An 18,681-nucleotide genomic window follows, 5' to 3' on the forward strand; every position below is an offset into this window, starting at 1 on the left:
ATCAACACGCATGGTGGCCGGGCGGATTCAGGCGGCGAGACGCCCCGGCTTCACCGCCTGCGGTCCGAACCTGGCGCGCAGACGGTCCGACACCGCCTCGATGCGCCGCGCCCGCTCGTCCACCGGGTCGAAGGTGAGCTGATGGGCCGCCCGCTCCGCCTCGTACAGCCCCTCCGCCCGCAGCGCGATCCCCCGCACCCGGGCCCGCTGGAGCCCGAACGAGTCCTGGATGCGGTACGCGAGTTCGGCGAGCGCCACCGAGTGGGCGGTGGGCTCCCTGAGCGTACGGCTGCGGGTCAGCGTCGCGTATCCGGTGCGGGCGGCGTAGCGCACGGTGACCGCGAGCGAGCGGCACACCTGCCCCTCGCCGCGCAGCCGGGTGCCCAGCTCCTCGGTGAGCGAGAGGAGCGCGCGGCGGTGCTGCTCCGGGTCCAGTTCGTCGCGGGGGAAGGACCGTTCGGCGGCGATCGACCGGGCGGCGGCGTTCGGGACGACCCGCGTACGGTCGATGCCGTTCGCCCGCTCCCACAGTTCGCGCCCGGTCCGTACGCCGGTGATCCGTTGCAGGGTGGAGAGCGGCGCGGCGGCGATCCGGCCGACGGAGTCCAGACCGTATCCGCACAGGGTGCGTGCCGTGGCCGCCCCGACACCGTCCAGCGCGGCGGCGGGCCTGGCCGCGAGGAACGCTGCGGCCCCGTCCCCGGGCACCACGAAGGTCGTCCCGGGCGCCGCCTGCCGCGCCGCCATCCTGGCCAGCATCGGGTTCACGGCCGCCCCGATCGCGCAGTCCACGCCGTGCAGGGCGAGCGCGCGGACCCGGATCACCGAGGCCAGACCGGTCACGTCCTGACCGAAGTAGCGCAGCGCGCCGCTCACGTCGGCGAGCGCCCCATCGGGCGGTGCGGCCTCGACGACCGGGGTGAACGCGCCGAGGAGGGCGATCAGCCCCTCATAACCGGCGCTGTCCGGAAGCCCCCCGCCGATCCGGCGGAAGCGCAGGCACAGGACCGACGGCTGTTCGCCCGTCGTCGTACCGCTCGTTCCGTGGTCCCGCATCATCCCGCGCTCCCGGGGCTCTGGTGCCACAACTTCCGTCCCGTGGGCATCCCTTCACCGGCCGGCTGGAGGTCGGACCAGGGGTTCATCTCGTAGCCGGTGGACATCTGGATGCGGCGGCCGTTTCCGGCGGGAGCCGTATCCGGGGCGCCGGCCTCCCCCGCCGCCTCCTCCGGGGGCACCTCCGCGAGCCGGGACGCGACCGCGTCGAGCCCGCCGGTGCGCCGCAGTTCGGCCAGCTCCGCCAGATTCCAGGCCGCCACGCCCACCACACTCAGGCTCTGCGGTCCGCGCCGCTGCACCACCCCGCGCACCAGCAGCAGCCAGGAGTGGAAGACGGTGTGCGCGCAGGCGGCATGGCTGTCGTCGAAGAAGGCCAGGTCGACCAGGCCCGTACCGTCGTCCAGGGTGGTGAAGATGACCCGGCGGCCGGAACGGACCGGCGGGGTCTGGGTGGCGGCCTTGGCGCCCGCGACCAGCACGGTCTCCCCGTGCCGTGCCTCCCGCAGCCGCTTGGCGGACACCGCGCCCAGCTCCGTGAGGAACGCGTGGTGGTCCCCCATCAGATGGCGTGACACATCCATGTTCAGCACGCCGAGTTCGGCGCTGAGGCGTTCCGCCTCGTTGAGGTCGGGCAGGCCGATGGAGCCGGTACGCCGGCCGTCCCCGAGCGGGAGCTGCGCGCCCCGGGCCCCCGGCCCCGAGCTCCGCTGGGCGCGATGCAGCTCGGAGAGGTGCAGCAGCAGATCACGACGGTTGGCACCGAAGGCGTCCAGCGCGCCGACCTTGGCCAGCCGTTCGGCGGCCGGTCTGCCCGGCCGGGCCCGCTGCCAGAAGTCCAGCAGCGAGGCGTAGGGCTGCCCGGCCTCGATCCTGGCGACCTCGGCCTCGCTGATGCCGTGGACGTCCGAGAGCGCCAGCCGCAGCCCCCAGGCCTCCGCCCCACCCTTCTTATCAGACGTCAGTTCGATTCTATGAGTGGCTGCCGACCGGTTCACGTCCAGCGGCAGCACGGGCACTCCGCGCCGCCGCGCGTCCGCGAGCAGCAGTCGCTTCGGGTACATCCCCGGATCGTGCGTGAGCAGCCCGGCGTAGAAGGCCGCCGGATGATGGGCCTTGAGCCAGGCCGACTGGTAGGTGGGCACGGCGAAGGCGACCGCGTGGGCCTTGCAGAAGCCGTACGAACCGAACGCCTCGATGATCTCCCAGGCGCGGGCGATCACCTCGATGCCGTACTTCCTCTCCGCCGCCCGCCGCGCGAACCACACCTTGATGCGCTCCTGCGACTCGGGGTCGGAGAGCCCGCGCCGCACTCGGTCGGCCTCGCCCCGGCCGCAGCCGGTCATGATGTCGACCATCTCGATGATCTGCTCGTGGAAGACGACCACCCCGTACGTCTCGCGCAGCGGCCCTTCCAGATCGGGATGCGGATAGCGGACGGGCGCGCGGCCGTGCCTGGCCTCGATGAACGGCCGCACCATGTCGGCGGCGACCGGCCCCGGCCGGAACAGCGAGATGTCGACCACGAGGTCGTGGAAGGTCGCGGGCTGGAGCCTGCCGACCAGATCGCGCTGGCCGGGCGACTCGATCTGGAAGCATCCCAGCGTCTCGGCGGTCCTGATCAGCCGGTACGTCTCCGGATCACCCGGCGGTACGGCGTCCAGGTCCAGCTCCTGCCCCGAGGCCCGCTTCAGCTCGGTGACCGCGTGCGCCATCGCCGACTGCATCCGTACACCCAGCACATCGAGCTTGAGCAGCCCGAGATCCTCCACGTCCTCCTTGTCGAACTGCGCCATCGGGAAGCTCTCCCCACTGGTGGGGACGACCGGTGTCCGGCGCAGCAGCGTGGCATCCGAGAGGAGCACCCCGCACGGGTGCATGGCGATACCGCGCGGCAGGGCGTCGAGCCCCTCCACCAGCTCCCACAGCCGCCCGTACTTCTCCTTGTCCGCGGCGACCTTCCGCAGTTCGGGCAGTTCCTCCATGGCCGCGCGGGCATCACGGGCCCGGATGTGCGGGAACGCCTTGGCCAGCCGGTCGGTCTCGGCCGGGTCCATGGAGAGCGCGGCTCCGACGTCGCGGATGGCGTGGCGCACCCGGTAGGTCTCGGGCATGGCGACGGTCGCGACCCGCTCGGTTCCGAAGCGCCCGATGATCGCGCGGTAGACGTCGAGGCGGCGGGCCGACTCCACGTCGATGTCGATGTCGGGCAGCACGAAGCGCCGCGTGGAGAGGAAGCGTTCCATGAGCAGCCCGTGCTCGACCGGGTCGGCGTGCGCGATACCGAGGAGGTGGTTGACCAGGGAACCCGCCCCGGAGCCGCGGGCGGCGACGCGGACGCCCATGCCCCGTACGTCGTCGACGACTTGGGCGACCGTCAGGAAGTACGAGGCGAAGCCGTGGTGCGCGATGATGTCCAGCTCCTGGTGCATCCGCTCCCAGTACTCCCGCCTGCGGTCGTGGCCGCGCAGCACCATGCCCGCGGCGGCCCGGGAGGCCAGCACCCGCTGGGCGGTGCGCCGGCCGGCGCCGACGAGGTGCGGTTCGGGGAAGTGGACCGCGCCGATGCCGAGGTCATCGGCGGGGTCGACACGGCAGGCGTCGGCGGTACGCCGGGTCTCCGCCAGCAGCCCGGCGCCCGCGTCCGGCCCGAGACCGGCGGCGGCGGTGATCCGTCCGGCGGTCTCCGCCATCGCGCGGGCGTCCTTGAGCCAGCGTTCCCCGCTGTCGAGGGGGGAGCGGCGCGGGTCGACCGGGACGAGCCTGCGGGCGGCGTCGAGCACGTCGGCGATCCGGCTCTGCCCGGCGTCGGCGTACCGGACGGCGTTGGTCAGCACGGCCCGTATCCCCTGCTCGGCGGCGAAGCCGACGGTACGGGCGGCGAGCCGCAGCGATCCGGGGCCGGTCCCCTCACGACCGTGGTGAACGGCTTCGAGGCGCAGGTCGTCGCCGTAGACCTCCCGCCAGGGCGCGAGCAGCGCGGCGGCCAGATCGGGCCGTCCGGCGGTCAGTGCCCTGCCCACCTCGGAGGCGGGGCCGAGCAGCACGGTGAGCCCTTCGGCGGGCAGCTCGGACCAGTCGACGACGGGCTGTACCGCGCCTGCGGGCGGGCCGGGCGGTGCGGCGTGGGCGGCGGTGACGAGCCGGCACAGTTCGGCCCAGCCCTGGGCGCCGTCCCGGGCGAGAAAGGTGACCCGGGGGGCGGATTCATCGACAAAGGCACCGCCGCGTGCCGGTGTCCGCCGGTGCGTACGCCCCTCTTCCCCCGTACGCCGCGCCACCGCGAGGTCCACCCCGAACAGCGGCCGCACCTCTGCCGCCCCGCACGCCTTGGCGAAGCGGACCGCGCCCGCGAGGGTGTCGCGGTCGGTCAGCGCGAGGGCGTCCATGCCCCGCTCGGCGGCGCGCTCGGCCAGCCGCTCCGGGTGCGAGGCCCCGTACCGCAGGGAGAATCCGGAAACGGTGTGCAGATGCGTGAACCCGGACATCCGCACCTCCTGGACCGATCCCTACTCATCACCCCCCTTGCTCTCCACCATAGACCAAATTTCGAACACTCGTACGATAACCGGGGCGGGGGGCACCTGCCCGGCCTCCGCCTCAGCCATTCGGACCTGTCCCACCTGCGTAAACACCAGGCCGCCCGGACCGTGGGGGCATGACTTTCGTCGACGAGGTGAAGAACGCCGTCACTCCACGAGCCGCACTGCTCGTCATCGGCGTGCTCGCGCTGCAACTGCTGTTCATCGCGTCCTATGTCGGGGCGCTGCACAAGCCCAAGCCGACGGACGTCCCCTTCGCCGTTGTCGCACCCCAGCAGGTCTCGGAACAGCTCGTCACCCGGCTCAGGGAACTTCCCGGCGGCCCCCTGGACCCGCGCGCGGTGAGCGACGCGGCCGAGGCCCGCCGGCAGATCATGAACCGCGACATCGACGGCGCCCTGATCGTCGACCCCGACGGCACCACCGACACCGTGCTCGTCGCCTCCGGCGGCGGCACCGTCCTGGCCGATTCCCTGACAAGGATCATGGAGAAGGTCGACGCCACCCAGCACCGCACGGTCAGGACCGTCGACGTGGCCCCGGCCTCCCCGGACGACTTCGACGGGCTCTCGTCCTTCTACCTCGTGGTGGGCTGGTGCGTCGGCGGCTACCTCTGCGCCTCGATCCTGGCGATCAGCGCGGGCACAAAGCCCGCCAACCGGCAGCGCGCGCTGATCAGGACCGCCACGATGGCGCTGTACTCGATCGCGGGCGGAATCGGCGGCGCGGTCATCATCGGACCGGTCCTCGGCGCACTGCCCGGCAGCGTGTGGGGGCTGTGGGGCCTGGGAGCGCTGATCGTCTTCGCGGTCGGCATGACCACGCTCGCCCTGGAGGCCCTCACCGGCATCATCGGCATCGGCCTGGCCGTCCTGATCATCGTGATCGCGGGCAACCCGAGCGCGGGCGGCGCCTTCCCGCTCCCGATGCTGCCGGACTTCTGGCGGGCGATCGGACCCGCGCTGCCACCGGGCGCGGGCACCTGGGCGGCCCGCTCGATCGCCTACTTCAAGGGCAACGCGCTCACCGGTCCGCTGCTCGTGCTCTCCGCCTGGGCGGTCGCGGGTACGGCCCTCACACTGCTCCTGTCCATGCGGTCCAGGACGGACCGGGGCACGGGCGCGTCAGCCGCGGGCACCCTCTAGAGCTCCGGGACGACCTGCCGGGACACACTCGCGCCGCCGTCGGCCTGGCCGCCCTGCGCCCGGTCACCACCCCGCACCGCGGACAGTTCCGTGACCTCCGCGCGCAGCGCCCGCACCTCGGCCGTGAGCGCGATGATGGCCTCCGTCTGCAGCCGGTCCACGGCGCTGTCGCTCTCGAAGCGGGAGATGAACCAGGCGGCGATGTTCGCCGTGACCACACCCAGCAACGCGATGCCCGACAGCATCAGGCCGACCGCGAGCATCCGGCCCAGACCGGTGGTCGGGGCGAAGTCGCCGTAACCGACGGTCGTCATCGTGGTGAAGGACCACCACACCGCGTCCCCGAGGGACTTGATGGTGCCGTCCGGCGAGTCCCTCTCGACCTCCAGCACCGCGAGTGAGCCGAACATCAGCAGACCCACGCACGACCCCGCGACGTACGTGGTCAGTTGCACCTGCGAGGCCATCCGGGCCCGCTGCCCGGCCAGCAGCAGGGTGGAGACCAGCCGGAGCAGCCGCAACGGCTGCACCATCGGCAGCAGCACGGCGATCAGAGCCAGCGGATGGCGGCGCACGAACTGCCACCGGTCGGGCGCGAGCACCAGCCGCACGGCGTAGTCGACGGCGAACGCTCCCCACACCACCCACTCCACGCCCCGGCACAGCCGCAGCGTCAGCGAGCCCGCCTCGGGCGCCACGACGGGCACGGCGTACGCGACGGCGAACAGGAGGGCCAGGATCAGGAGCGGCCACTGGGTACGCCGCTCCCACCGCTGCTCGGCTCCCGTGCCGCCCCCGGTTTCCGCGTCCGTCGATTCCGTGCTCTTCATGGAGTCATCGTAAGGACCGGCAGCGGGCCGGAAACGCCTGGAGGCAGCCCGCGGTCTCGCGCATGTCACCGTCCGCTTGTCCACAACTGTCCGCTTGGTCGAAAAGAGCACCCGACTTCTTGGTGTCAGACCGGCGCAACAGCTAGGCATGACAGGTACATGACGTCATTCTGGAGCGACCTCGTGCGACCCACGAGGAGCAGGAACCAACTCAACTCCCAGTCATCCCACGGAGGTTGCTCATGCGTCGCCAATTCGCCGTCTCTCTCGCCGCACTCGCCCTGTCGCTCCCGCTCGCCCTGCTCCCTGCCACGTCCGCCTCGGCCGCCCCGGCGGACAAGCCCCAGGTCCTCAGCTCCTGGACCCAGACGAGCGCCTCCAGCTACAACGCCTGGAACACCGCCCGCAACAACCAGGGCGCCTGGGCCGCGTACGGCTTCGACTGGTCGACGGACTACTGCAGCACCTCCCCCGACAACCCGTTCGGCTTCCCCTTCCAGAAGTCCTGCGCCCGCCATGACTTCGGCTACCGCAACTACAAGGCCGCCGGCACCTTCTCCGCCAACAAATCGCGCATCGACTCCGCGTTCTACGCGGACCTCAAGCGCGTATGCGCCGCCTACTCCGGAGCCACGCTCACCTCGTGCAACTCCACGGCCTGGACGTACTACCACGCCGTGGACATCTTCGGCGTGGCACCGGCGACGGCCGGCTCCGACAGACCGGCCCGCGCCGCCTGACCTGCGGGCCCCGAAGCAGGCAAAGGGCCCGCCCGCCCCACACGGAGTGGGGCGGGCGGGCCCGTCGTCGGCCGGGTCAGCCGATCTCGGCGCCGTACGCGGCCAGCGCCTCCGGAACCGGCTGGAAGAACGTCTCACCGCCCGATGAGCAGTCGCCGCTGCCCCCCGAGGTCAGGCCGATCGCGGTGTCGCCCGAGAAGAGCGAGCCGCCGCTGTCGCCCGGCTCGGCGCAGACCGTCGTCTGGATGAGCCCGTTGACGATGTCGCCGTTGCCGTAGTTGACCGTGGCGTCCAGCGCGGTGACCTCGCCGTCGTGCACCTGGGTGGTGGAGCCGCTCCGGGTCACCGCCATGCCGACCGTCGCCTCGCCCGCCTTGGTGATCGGCTGCGTGGAACCGTTGTAGAGGTCGACCTCGCTGGGGTGCGCCACGTCCGAGGTGTACTTGACGAGGCCGTAGTCGTTGTCCGGGAAGCTGGAGCCCTCGTTCGCACCGATCTCGGCGCCGCCCTGCGCGTCGGACCAGCTGGTGATCGACTCGGTGCAGTGTCCCGCCGTGAGGAAGTACGGCTCGCCGCCCTTGACCACGTTGAAGCCGAGCGAGCAGCGCCCGCCCCCGCCCCAGATCGCGTCGCCGCCCGCGATCAGCGGCTTGAACTCCCCTGCGGAACGGTTCAGTTCGGCCTTGCCGCCGAGGTTCTCCACCACCGAAGCGAGCTTGTCCCAGGCCGCGCCCTTCACCGTACGGTCGGCGGTGACCACCACCTTGTTGCTCACCGGGTCGACCGCCCAGGAGGTGCCGGGGATGGTGGCCCGGTCGGTGAGGGTCTGCCGGGCCGACGAGAGCTCCGCGGCCGAGTGCTGTACGACTCTGGCCCTGCCGCCCGCCGTACGCACCTGCTCCGCGGCGGCCTGGTCGAGGACGTTCACCACCAGGTTCTTCGTCTCGGCGTCGTAGTACGCGCCGGCCGTGCCGCCGACGAGGGTCTTGTCCAGCGTGGTGGCGAGCTTCCCTGCCGCGCCGGCCGTCAGCGTCCGTACGGCCGGCCGCGATGTGTCCTCGCTGGCGTTCGCCGTCTGGAGGGTGACTCCGGCGGCGACCAGGGCGACGGCGGCCGATCCGGCCGTCAGCGCGCGCTTCCTGGATATGCGTCGATGCTTCAACTTACGACCTCCTGTGGGGCCGCGCGGGGACAAGTGGGGTGTCCGCACGCGGAGGATGGGGCGCTCACTATTCCCATGCGGTCAAAGCCACACAAGGTCGAACTCGGGACGCACACACGACGACGACGCTTCGGTCTCGTTACGTTCACTTCCGGGGGCGGACGGCCACATCGGCCGTCGCCGGACCAGCCGGGAGCGGTTCCGGAGCGGTTTTGGAGCGGTCCGGGCGGGGCTCGCGCCATTGCCGTGTCCGGCGCGCGACTTTAGTCTCTTGTCCCCGGCAGGCAAACCGCACAGCGGGGGTGAGCATGACGGCGATTCCAGGACCGCTGCAGAGCATGGTCTTCAGGAACGCGGATCTTCCGGCGCTCTTCCACCACACGGACGCCATCGCCATCGCGCGCCAGCGGGAGGCCGTGAACACCACCCGCGGCCAGCTGATCCTGCTGGTCCTGGGGGCCGTCCCGGCCGCGCTGCCCTGGCACTGGGACACCGGCGGCTCCCTGCGGCTCAGCGGTCTCCTAGCCGTCCTCGCCTATCTCGGCGTACTCCTCACGACGTTCTTCGCGTCGCGGCGCAAGGCGAAGTCGCACTGGCAGCTGAATCGCTCGGCGGCCGAGTTCATCAAGTCGATGTGCTGGCGCTATGCCGTGCACGGTTCGCCTTTCGAATCCGCTACGCAGCACCCGGAAGCGGTGTTCGCCAGCCGGCTCGAAGAGGGGCTCCAGGAACTCAGGAAGGTCGGCTGGACCGATCCCAGGGATCAACTGACGGATTCGGGCGGGCTCATCACGGATTCGATGCGCGCGTTACGGAACAAGGCCTTCACCGTGCGCAAGGAGACGTATGTACGCGACCGCCTGATCGAACAGCGCGGCTGGTACCGCAGGCGCCAGGAGATCTCCCGGCACGGCACCACGGTCTGGTCGGTGACCATCGCCGCGCTCACCGCGCTCGCCCTGCTCTTCGCCCTGCTCCAGACCTTCGGTTCCGCCCGGTCCTTCGCGCTGCCGGGGGTGCTCTCCGCCGCGGCTGCCGCCTGTCTGGCCTGGAACGAGATGCGCCGGCATCATCCGCTGATCTCCGCCCACTCCCTCGTGGAGAAGGACCTGGAGTCGATGCAGATCGCGATGGAGACCACTCTCACCGAGCGGCAGTGGCCGGTCGCCGTCTTCGAGACCGAGCGGATCGTCTCGCCCCAGCACACCGACTGGCTCGCCCGCCACCAGATGTGAGCGGCCGTCAGCCGCGCCGTACGCCCTCGCACCAGATCACGGTGACCGGCAGACCGAGGCCGCGGGCGTACGTCACGATGTCGCCCGTGCCGCCGAGACCGCGGGCCGGCAGACCGTCCCACACCGCGAGCAGCCGGTCGCAGTGCTCGGCGATGTAGACGCCCGCCGCGTAGTACGCCTCATCCGTGGAGTGCGGAAAGTCCAGCACGACCTCGCGGGTCGCCCGCTCCTTGAGCGTCCGGTAGCCGGCGAGTTCGGCGTCGTCGGCGAAGCACTCCTCGTAGTCCCCGCTGGGGATCACCACGGTGAGCTGCGCGCCGCACGCGAGCGCGAGGTCCGCGAAGATCTGGTCCGCCCCGGCGGCCAGACTGGAGAGGGCTTCCACGGAACCGTCGAGGCCGCCGAGCACCGCCCGCAGTCCCTCCAGCACCTGTTCGTACGCTTCCTGGGGAATGGTGCGGTGGCCGGTCACTCCGATGCGCTTCACGGACCTGGAACCCCCTGGGATGGGTGTCTGGCTGCGGACGGCCGCCCGGACATCCTCTCAAAAGGCGCGGGCGGACAAGAGCCCCCGCCCGGACTTCCGGGCGGGGGCTCGTCGACGACAACCGTGTACCAGGCCGTCAGTACACGCTGACGCCGTACGCGCTCAGTGCTTCGGTGACCGGCTGGAAGAACGTCGTCCCGCCGGAGGAGCAGTTGCCGCTGCCGCCGGAGGTGAGGCCTATCGCCTTCGTACCGGAGTACAGGGGGCCGCCGGAGTCGCCGGGCTCGGCGCACACGTTGGTGCGGATCATGCCGTAGACGATGTCCCCGCCGCCGTAGTTGACGGTGGCGTTGAGACCGGTGACGGACCCGCTGTGGGTGCCGGTGGTGGAACCGCGGCGGGTGACGGACATCCCGACCGTGGCGTTGGCCGCGCTCGTGATGTCCTGGTTGCCGACGGTGCCCGACTTGGTGACCGAGGTGTTGGTGTACCGCACGATTCCGTAGTCGTTGGTCGGGAAGCTGGACCCGGAGGTGGTGCCGAGGACCGTGGTCTTCGCGGAGTTCGACCACCAGGTACCCGCGCCGTCGGTGCAGTGACCGGCGGTCAGGAAGTAGTACGTCTCACCGCTGCGGACGTTGAAGCCGAGGGAACAGCGCCAACTGGACGCGTAGATCGCGTCCCCGCCGGAGATCAGCTTGCTGAAGGTGCCCGGGGTGCGCTCGATCCGCAGGGCGCCCGAGGTGCTCCCGGCGGAGTCCTTGATCTTCTTGATCTCCGCCTGCGAGACCGTGCTGTCCACGGTGACGACGACGCTGCTGGTGGCCGGATCGATGTTCCAGGCGGTGCCCGCCACATCGGCGTCGAGCACGGCGTCGCTCGCCGCGCTGAGCTGGTTGGCGCTGAACGTCGCGGTGGAGTCGGCGTTGGCGGACGGGACGGCGAGGGCGGCGACGGCGACGAGGCCGGCCGAGACGGCGACGACCCGGCTCCGTCTCGCGATGCCCTTGAGGGGGATGGTGCGCTTGATCCTCACTTTTCGTTCCTCCCGAGGGGGATCGGGGGCCCTGCCTGTGGGGTGGCCGGGCCCGTGAGGCGCAGTCAGTGAACGCGGTACGCCCGGAAGCCTGTTCGCATTCCGGACGGGCCGTGCCCCTGACGAGCGCTGTTCGGGAGTATTCGGGGCACACAACTCGCCGCGCAAGGGCGCGTTTCGGCCGCCGACGCGGCACACGCACGGCAGCCCCGGCAGCTCGTCGGCTGCCGGGGCCGGGCGACCGTGTCCACCGTCCGCGTGACCGGTGGGACGGGTCAGGCGTCGATACGGTTCCGCTCACCGGCCGGGACGGCGACCGTGAGGGTGTTGCCGGGCGGCGGGAAGGGGCAGATGAAGTGATCGGCGAAGGCGCAGGGCGGCAGCAGCGCGCGGTTGAAGTCGACGGTCACGCCGCCGTCCGTGGACGGCGCCGCCGGCCGCAGGAAGCGGAAGCGGTAGCTGCTGCTTCCGCTGGTCGCGTCGGCGAAGACGGCCCAGAGCGAACCGTCGGGTTCGACCGCGACCTGGAGCGTGTGCTCCTCTCCGTCGACCTCGAAGGCGATCTCCCCGCCGAGCCCCAGACCCCGTTCGACACCGTCGGCGTTCTCGACCCGGACGGTGCGGTCCGCCGGGTACGGGCGGAAGGTGCCGGGCAGCGCCCAGCCCGCGTCGTACGGGGTGGCGTCGATGGTCCGGAACGCCTGCCGGGCGGCGGAGTCCGGGTCGAAGTCCCGTACCGCCCAGAGCCCCTCACGGCTCAGCACGACCAGCCGCCGCCCGCCGTGCGCGACCCGTGACGCGTCGATCGGTCCACGGTCGGCCGTGAGCCTGATCTCGCCGGTCAGCGGCTTGTCGTCGACGGTCAGACCGTCCTCGGGCGTGGCCGTGAGCAGCACTCCGTCACCGTCTTCGCGCCACTGCCCGGGGACGGCCGGAATTCGACCGTCCGGGTGGTCGGAGAGCCAGTGGGTGCCGGTCAGGGACAGCGGACCGTACGGTGCCGCGACCGTGACGATGCGTCCTTCGTGCCAGCTCTGCCAGTCCTGCCGGTCCTGCTGTTCTTCCGTACTCATGGGTTCAACCCTTCCATACCGGCTCGGCCAGGCCGAGGTGCGACCGCAGCGTGGGGCCGGTGTACTCGGAGCGGAAGACCCCGCGTTCCTGGAGCAGCGGCACGACCCGGTCGACGAAGTCGTCGAGGCCGCCCGGGGTGAGGTGCGGTACGAGGATGAACCCGTCGGCCGCGTCGGCGGTGACGAACTCGGTGAGGCCCGCCGCGACGGTCTCCGGTGAGCCGATGAAGGACTGCCGGGCGGTCGTCTCGATCACGGTCTGCCGGATGGAGAGCCCCTTCGCCTCCGAGAGCGCGCGCCACTTCGCGGCGACCGCGAGCGGGTCGCCGACCCTGACCCGGCCCTGGACCAGCCCGGAGCCGGGGTCCGGGTCGATGCCGGGGAGCGGCCCGTCGGGGTCGTACGAGGAGAGGTCGCGGCCCCAGACCTGCTCCAGGGCCAGGATGGCGTTCTGCGGGGAGACCTGGAGGCGGCGGATCTCGTCGGCGTTCCGCTGGGCCTCCGCGTCCGTGTCACCGAGGACGAAGCTGACCCCGGGCATGATCTTCAGCTCCTCGGGCCTGCGCCCGTATGCCGCCAGCCGTCCCTTGACGTCCGCGTAGAAGGCGCGGCCCGCCTCCAGGGTGCCGTGCCGGGTGAAGATGACATCGGCGGTGGAGGCGGCGAATTCGCGGCCCTCGGCGGAGTCCCCGGCCTGGATGACGACGGGGTGCCCCTGGGGGGCGCGGGGGACGGTGAACTCCCCCGCGATGTCGAAGTGGGCTCCCCTGTGCGTCACCGGCCGGGAGACCCCGTCCGGTGTCCAGGCATCCCACAACTCCCGTGCGGTGGAAACGAATTCGGCGGCCCGGGTGTACCTGTCGGCCCGGTCGAGGTAGCCGCCGCGCCGGAAGTTCTCTCCGGTGAAGGCGTCGGACGAGGTGACCACGTTCCATGCGGCCCGGCCGCCGCTGAGGTGGTCGAGCGAGGCGAGCCGGCGCGCCAGTTCGTACGGTTCGTTGAAGGTGGCGTTGACCGTGGCGGCGAGGCCGAGCCGGTCGGTGACGGCGGCGAGGGCGTTCAGCACGGTGAGGGATTCGGGTCTGCCGACCACGTCCAGGTCGTGGATCAGACCGTTGTGTTCGCGCAGCCGGAGCCCTTCGGCGAGGAAGAAGAAGTCGAATTTGCCGCGTTCGGCGGTCCTGGCCAGGTGCTCGAACGAGGAGAATTCGATCTGGCTCCCGGAGCGCGGGTCGGCCCAGACCGTCGTGTTGTTGACGCCCGGGAAGTGGGCGGCCAGATGCATCTGCCTGGGCGTGCTCATGCCTCCTCCCCCGTCGGTCCCGTGGACGCCGCGAGAGCGTAACGGCTGGCGGGGCGGGCCAGGCCGAGGTGTTCGCGGAGGGTGCCGCCCGGATAGAAGGTGCGGAACAGGCTGCGGTGCTGGAGCAGTGCCACGGTGCCGTTGACGATCCTTTCGAGGTCGCGCCCGGGTGCGAGGGGCGTGAGGTGGAAGCCGTCCACGGCTCCGCCCCGGTACCACTGGGTGATGAGTTCGGCGAGGTCCACCGGGCCGCCCCGGTAGTAGGAGCCCCCTCCGGCGAGCTGCGGTCCGTCGAGGAGACCCGGTTCCGGCGCGGTCTCGGCGTCCCCCAGGTCGACGGTGAGCGCGACCAGGACCCGCAGGGTGTCGGGGTCACGGCCGTGCGCGGCGGCCCGTTCGCGGACGTCGGTACGGATCGCGGCGGCCTGCTCGGGCGTGGTCGCTCGCGCGTACACGACATCGGCGTGCCGGGCGGCCGGGCCGCGGGCCGGTCCCCTGGTGCCGTCGATGACGGTGACGGGCCGGCCCTGGGGCGGCCTGGGCACGATGGCCGGGCCGCGGACCGAGAAGGTGCTGCCCTCGAAGTCGACGTAGTGCAGCTTGTCCCGGTCGACGAACCGTCCCGTCGCGACGTCCCGGATCTCGGCGTCGTCCTCCCAGCTGTCCCACAGCCGGGCCCCGGCGTCGGCGACCTCGGCCGCCTCCTGCCACAGCTCGGCGGCGGGCGCGGCGGGGCGCCGGCCGAACAGCCGGGCCTCGGCGCCGGTCGTGGACACCTCGGCGTTCCAGCCGGCCCTGCCCCGGCTGACCCAGTCGAGGGTGGCCACGGCGGACGAGACGTGGAAGGGCTCGGTGTGGGTGGTGGTGACGGTCGGCACGAGGCCGATCCGGTCGGTGGCGGGGGCGATCCGGGAGAGCACGGCGAGCGCGTCGAGCCCGGGGCGGGCGAAGGAGTCGCCGAGCGTGACGAAGTCGAGCGCGCCCTGTTCGGCGAGGCGGGCGAGTGCGAGGTAGTGGGCGGCGTCGTAGTGGGGCGTGCCACCGATCTCGGCGGCCAGATGAAGGGGTTTCCTGGCGGACATGCGGACCTCTCGGGTCGGACTCGTTCGGGGAAGCCGGGCGGGCGGGGCCGTTCTCTCAGAGGACCTTGGAGAGGAAGGCGCGGGTGCGCTCCTGGACGGGGTGGTCGAGCACGTCCGCGGGGGCGCCCTGCTCGACGATCCGTCCCTCGTCCATGAAGACGACAGTGTCGGCGACCTCACGCGCGAAGCCGATCTCGTGGGTGACGACGATCATCGTGGTGCCCCGGTGCGCCAAGTCCTTGATCACGTCGAGGACTTCACCGACCAGCTCCGGGTCGAGCGCCGAGGTCGGTTCGTCGAAGAGCAGTACTTTCGGTTCCAGGGCCAGCGCGCGGGCGATGGCGACGCGCTGGCGCTGTCCACCGGAGAGCTGGGTGGGGTACGCCTCCGCCCGGTCGGCGAGGCCGACGCGGGCGAGGAGTTCCCTCGCGGCGGCGACGGCCTCCTTCCGGGGGCGGCGGAGGGCCGCGACCGGGGCCTCGATGATGTTCTCCAGGACCGTGAGGTGCGGGAAGAGGTTGAAGTTCTGGAAGACGAAGCCGATGTGGGTGCGCTGACGCAGGATCTCCCGCTCGCGGAGTTCGTACAGCTTGTCGCCGTCCCGGCGGTAGCCGATGAGGGTGCCGTCGACGCTGATCCAGCCGCGGTCGGCCTTCTCCAGGTGGTTGATGGTGCGCAGCAGGGTGGATTTGCCCGAGCCGGACGGCCCGAGCACGACGGTCACCTCCCCGGGGCGTACGGAGAGGTCGATGCCGCGCAGGACGTCGAGGCCGCCGAAGCTCTTGTGCACGGAGCGGACCTCGACCATGGCCCGCGGGGTGCCGGGGACGGTCACCTGCTCCTGGCGGGTGGCTTTGTCGACGAGTGGATCAATGGATGGATCGAGTGACCGATCGCTGATGAGGGGCATGGGGTTCCTTTAGCGACTTGTGTACGGAAGGGGGCGCCGCGCTTCGGGCGCCGGGGCGGGCCCGGCCGGGCGGTCGCGCAGGAACGCCAGCACGGTCCGCGCGGTGGCGTCGTTCTGTCCGAAGGCCGGGCCACCGGTGCGCGGCCGGGTGAACGCCCCGCCGGCACGTGCCGTGGTGTTCGGTCCGAGGGCGAACCGGCGCGGGTGCGGGCGGCCTTCACGGTCGAGAATCCGGCCGTCGCCCGGGTCCACGGAGAGCAGTCCCGTCACGGTGGTGGCGGCCCCGTCCTCGTACAGACCGCGGAGCAGCGGGCTGCGGGTGTACCGGACCGAGGGGTCGGGGAGCCTGGCCTCGACCAGGGCCCGGGCCTCGATCCGCTCACCGGGCACGGTGGCGCCGCCGGCCCGGAAGACGCCCCGTTCCTCGTCCGCCTCGACGGTGACGGAGGCGCCGAGGAAGCGGACGACACCGGCCCGGGAGAGGGCGAGGAGCTGGCGCAGCCGGGGGCCGGGTGGGCCGGAGGCGAGATAGCTGAAGTAGCCGTGCCACCAGGTGCCGATGTCGCCGAGCCGGATCAGCTGCCCGTAGACGGCGAGCAGTCCGAGGAAGACGGCGAGATCGGGGCTGCGGCCCGGGTCGTGGCGGCGTTCGAGGTCGGCGGTGATGTAGGCGCGCAGTCCGTCCTGGAGGCTGTCGTAGGTGGGGTGGCGCACGCCGTCCAGCGGGTGGTCGAGCGCTGTCAGCCCGAGCCGGTCGGCCGGGTCGGGCACGGCGGCGGAGACCAGGGCGTCCAGTTCGGGGCTGCCGGGTTCGCAGACGTCGTACTTCTCCTCGAAGACGGCCCACTCGACGGCGGTGCGCTCGGGGTGGGCGGTGAACAGCCGGTGGTAGTGGGCGTGGCCGAGCTCCTTCTCGACGAGCGGCCACACCTCGCGCCGGAAGTCGGCCGGTCCGGTCCTCCGGAGCAGTTCCTCGGTCTGCTCGGGGCCGAAGTAGCGCGGTGGTGGCGGCGGTTCACCCTCCCATCCGTAGCCGATCTTGGAGTGGTACGGGACACCGCGCCGCGATCCGACGTACAGCACGGGCTCCCGGCCGGAGGGCAGGTAGACCCCGTTCTCGTACCGGCCGCCGCGCCCCTCGGTGAGCAGCACCATCAGATCGATGAACGCGAGGCCGAAGCCGCGGACGATGACCGGTTCGCCTGCGGGCAGGGCGGAGAGGTCGCTGTCGGCGGTGAAGTCCGGCGGCAGGTGGACGAGCCCGTGCCGTTTGGCGAAGCGCGCCAACTCCTGCTGCCCGGGGTCGAGTTCGGCGTCGAGGTGTCCGGTGGTGACGACGACGAGGTCGGCGTGAAGGGGCTCGGCGCGCCCTTCCAGGCGGACGCGCTGGCGCTCTCCGCGCGGACCGCTTATGCGCAGGGCCCGGCCTCGGTGTTCGTGCACGGTGATGCCCGGCGGAAGCGCGGCGACGGACTGCTCGTAGACCCAGCGCAGATAGGCGCTCTGCAGCCGGCGGCTGGGAAAGTCCTGGCCCCGCAGCGCTTTGATCTCTTCGAGGACCTCGGGCGCCGTGCCGACGGTGACCCGCCCGTCACGGACGTCCCGCGCCCAGGTGTGCAGTGCGGGTCCTGGGCGTACGGGACCGTCCTGGCGCACCGTGTCGTCGGTGAACATGGTGACGTCCTCGGCCATGGAGTTCATCCGCAGCAGGGGGGACTGGTCCTGCCGCCAGATGCGTCCGCCGCCCGGTGGATACGGGTCGACGAGGTGGATGTCGAGGCGCCGTCCGGCGTACAACTCACCGGCGTTGGCGGCGATGCGCTCGATGACGCCGGTGCCGCGCGGTCCCCCGCCGATGATGACGAGGGCGGGCACGGCGCTCATCGGGCGTCTGCCGTGCCGCGTGCGTAGTGCCGCTCGATGTAGTGCTGCCCGATGCCGAGGAGGGAGGTGACGGCGACGTACCAGAGGGTGGCGACGAGCAGCAGCGGGATGACCTGGTAGGTGCGGTGGTAGACGAGCTGCACGGAGTAGAGCAGGTCCTGTACGGCGATGATGCTGACGATCGAGGTGCCCTTGAGCGTGCCGATCAGCATGTTCCCGGCCGGCGGGACGATGGAGCGCATCGCCTGGGGCAGCACGATCCGGTGGAGGCGGCGCCAGGGGCCGAGGCCGAGCGACTGGGCGGCCTCCAGCTGACCGCGCTCGACGGAGAGGATGCCGCCGCGGACCACTTCGGCGGCGTACGCGGCTTCGTGGAGGGTGAGTCCGATGACGGCGACGGTGACGGGGCCGAGGAGGTTCACGGTGCTGACGCCGAGGATCTGCGGGTACAGCGCGCCGATGTTGAACCAGAACAGCAGCTGGACCAGGATCGGTGTGGATCTGAACAGCCAGATGTACGCCCAGCTCACCGCCCTCAGCACATGGTTGCCGGAGAGCCTGAGCACGGCCAGGACGGTGCCGAGCGCGAAGCCGAGCACCATCACGAGCGCGGTGAGCCACAGGGTGAGGCCGAGTCCGCGCAGGACCGAATCGGTGGTGAGGTAGGCGCCGACGACCTCCCACTGGAAGGCGTCGTTACGGACGACCGAGCTCAGCGCGAGGGCGAGGAGGACGAGGACGGCGACGGCGGCCGCCCACTGTCCCGTCCGGCGTACGGGGACGATCCGCAGGTCCGCGGGGTCGTCGCCCTTGCCGAGTGGGCCTGGGGCCATGGGAAAGGGGGATGGGAGGGTATCCGGCTGCGCGGGCATGAGAAGGCTCCGTGGATGCAGAGATCGAACACGGGGCGTGCCTTCACAGCAGGAGAACACGACGCGGACCGGGCCCCTCAGCGCCGGTCCTTCTCCGAGACAATCGCTGCACACGGTCTGTTGTCAAGCTTGTCCACACTGTGAGTCGGACGTCCCGGATCAGTTGACGCATACACAGATGGCCTGCTCCACTGGGGCCATGTACGCGCAGCAGTGGCTGGTCACCCGCTCCCACATCGACTTCGGTCGCGTGTGGTCCTCTTCCTGTTGAGCTGACCCCCTGCGTCTCCGCTCCACCCGCTCGCGCCCTTCCGCGCTCCTGAG

15 protein-coding genes are annotated in these 18,681 nt (G+C 71.5%); 3 read left to right on the forward strand and 12 right to left on the reverse strand.

The window, feature by feature from the left end:
* Window positions 1–27 precede the first annotated feature (27 nt).
* Window positions 28–1,059, reverse strand: coding sequence for a DNA polymerase Y family protein (locus tag AC07FA_RS22430; protein WP_479077706.1), 1,032 nt, complete (start codon window positions 1,057–1,059; stop codon window positions 28–30).
* Complete coding sequence (locus AC07FA_RS22435; protein ID WP_479077707.1) at window positions 1,056–4,544, reverse strand: DNA polymerase III subunit alpha; 3,489 nt, start codon at window positions 4,542–4,544, stop codon at window positions 1,056–1,058. Before AC07FA_RS22435 ends, AC07FA_RS22430 begins: the two co-directional genes overlap by 4 nt.
* Window positions 4,545–4,714: 170 nt before the next feature.
* Here AC07FA_RS22435 and AC07FA_RS22440 point away from each other — a divergent pair, with 170 nt between their 5' ends.
* The gene (locus AC07FA_RS22440) at window positions 4,715–5,743 is read left to right on the forward strand and encodes a DUF3533 domain-containing protein (RefSeq protein ID WP_479077708.1); all 1,029 of its coding nucleotides are present in this window, start codon (window positions 4,715–4,717) and stop codon (window positions 5,741–5,743) included.
* Here AC07FA_RS22440 and AC07FA_RS22445 read toward each other — a convergent pair.
* Window positions 5,740–6,573: a potassium channel family protein gene (locus tag AC07FA_RS22445; protein WP_479077709.1), complete on the reverse strand. Its 834-nt coding sequence runs from the start codon at window positions 6,571–6,573 to the stop codon at window positions 5,740–5,742. The two genes, AC07FA_RS22440 and AC07FA_RS22445, sit on opposite strands and share 4 nt — an antisense overlap.
* A 242-nt stretch (window positions 6,574–6,815) precedes the next feature.
* Here AC07FA_RS22445 and AC07FA_RS22450 point away from each other — a divergent pair, with 242 nt between their 5' ends.
* A complete protein-coding gene (locus AC07FA_RS22450; protein WP_479077710.1) occupies window positions 6,816–7,313 on the forward strand; it encodes a phospholipase in 498 nt (165 codons plus the stop codon).
* A gap of 76 nt (window positions 7,314–7,389) precedes the next feature.
* Here the strand turns inward: AC07FA_RS22450 and AC07FA_RS22455 are convergent, their stop codons facing one another.
* A complete protein-coding gene (locus AC07FA_RS22455) occupies window positions 7,390–8,475 on the reverse strand; it encodes a S1 family peptidase (RefSeq protein WP_479077711.1) in 1,086 nt (361 codons plus the stop codon).
* A gap of 308 nt (window positions 8,476–8,783) precedes the next feature.
* On the opposite strand from AC07FA_RS22455, the gene AC07FA_RS22460 reads away from it, so the two are divergent.
* Entirely contained in the window at window positions 8,784–9,710 is a 927-nt protein-coding gene (locus AC07FA_RS22460) for a DUF4231 domain-containing protein (RefSeq protein ID WP_479077713.1), read from the forward strand.
* Between the two features lie 7 nt (window positions 9,711–9,717).
* On the opposite strand, the gene AC07FA_RS22465 is transcribed toward AC07FA_RS22460, so the two are convergent.
* The 8 genes from AC07FA_RS22465 to AC07FA_RS22500 form a co-directional block, all read right to left on the reverse strand.
* Window positions 9,718–10,197 (reverse strand): hypothetical protein, encoded by a 480-nt coding sequence (locus tag AC07FA_RS22465; protein ID WP_479077714.1) that lies wholly within the window; start codon window positions 10,195–10,197, stop codon window positions 9,718–9,720.
* A gap of 136 nt (window positions 10,198–10,333) precedes the next feature.
* Complete coding sequence (locus AC07FA_RS22470; RefSeq protein ID WP_479077716.1) at window positions 10,334–11,233, reverse strand: S1 family peptidase; 900 nt, start codon at window positions 11,231–11,233, stop codon at window positions 10,334–10,336.
* A gap of 275 nt (window positions 11,234–11,508) precedes the next feature.
* Window positions 11,509–12,306 carry a DUF1684 domain-containing protein gene (locus tag AC07FA_RS22475; RefSeq protein ID WP_479077717.1) on the reverse strand — a complete coding sequence of 266 codons (798 nt, stop codon included), beginning with the start codon at window positions 12,304–12,306 and terminating at the stop codon, window positions 11,509–11,511.
* Between the two features lie 4 nt (window positions 12,307–12,310).
* A complete protein-coding gene (locus tag AC07FA_RS22480) occupies window positions 12,311–13,591 on the reverse strand; it encodes an NtaA/DmoA family FMN-dependent monooxygenase (protein WP_479077795.1) in 1,281 nt (426 codons plus the stop codon).
* Window positions 13,592–13,605: 14 nt separating this feature from the next.
* Complete coding sequence (locus tag AC07FA_RS22485) at window positions 13,606–14,691, reverse strand: LLM class flavin-dependent oxidoreductase (RefSeq protein ID WP_479077719.1); 1,086 nt, start codon at window positions 14,689–14,691, stop codon at window positions 13,606–13,608.
* Window positions 14,692–14,746: 55 nt separating this feature from the next.
* Window positions 14,747–15,499, reverse strand: a complete 753-nt coding sequence (locus AC07FA_RS22490; RefSeq protein WP_479077796.1) for an amino acid ABC transporter ATP-binding protein — start codon at window positions 15,497–15,499, stop codon at window positions 14,747–14,749.
* A gap of 111 nt (window positions 15,500–15,610) precedes the next feature.
* The gene (locus AC07FA_RS22495) at window positions 15,611–17,485 is read right to left on the reverse strand and encodes an FAD/NAD(P)-binding protein (RefSeq protein WP_479077720.1); all 1,875 of its coding nucleotides are present in this window, start codon (window positions 17,483–17,485) and stop codon (window positions 15,611–15,613) included.
* On the reverse strand, window positions 17,482–18,357 hold the full coding sequence (locus AC07FA_RS22500) for an amino acid ABC transporter permease (RefSeq protein WP_479077721.1): 876 nt from the start codon (window positions 18,355–18,357) through the stop codon (window positions 17,482–17,484). Before AC07FA_RS22500 ends, AC07FA_RS22495 begins: the two co-directional genes overlap by 4 nt.
* Between the last annotated feature and the right edge of the window lie 324 nt (window positions 18,358–18,681).

It is taken from the genome of Streptomyces sp. NPDC045968 (assembly GCF_056430475.1).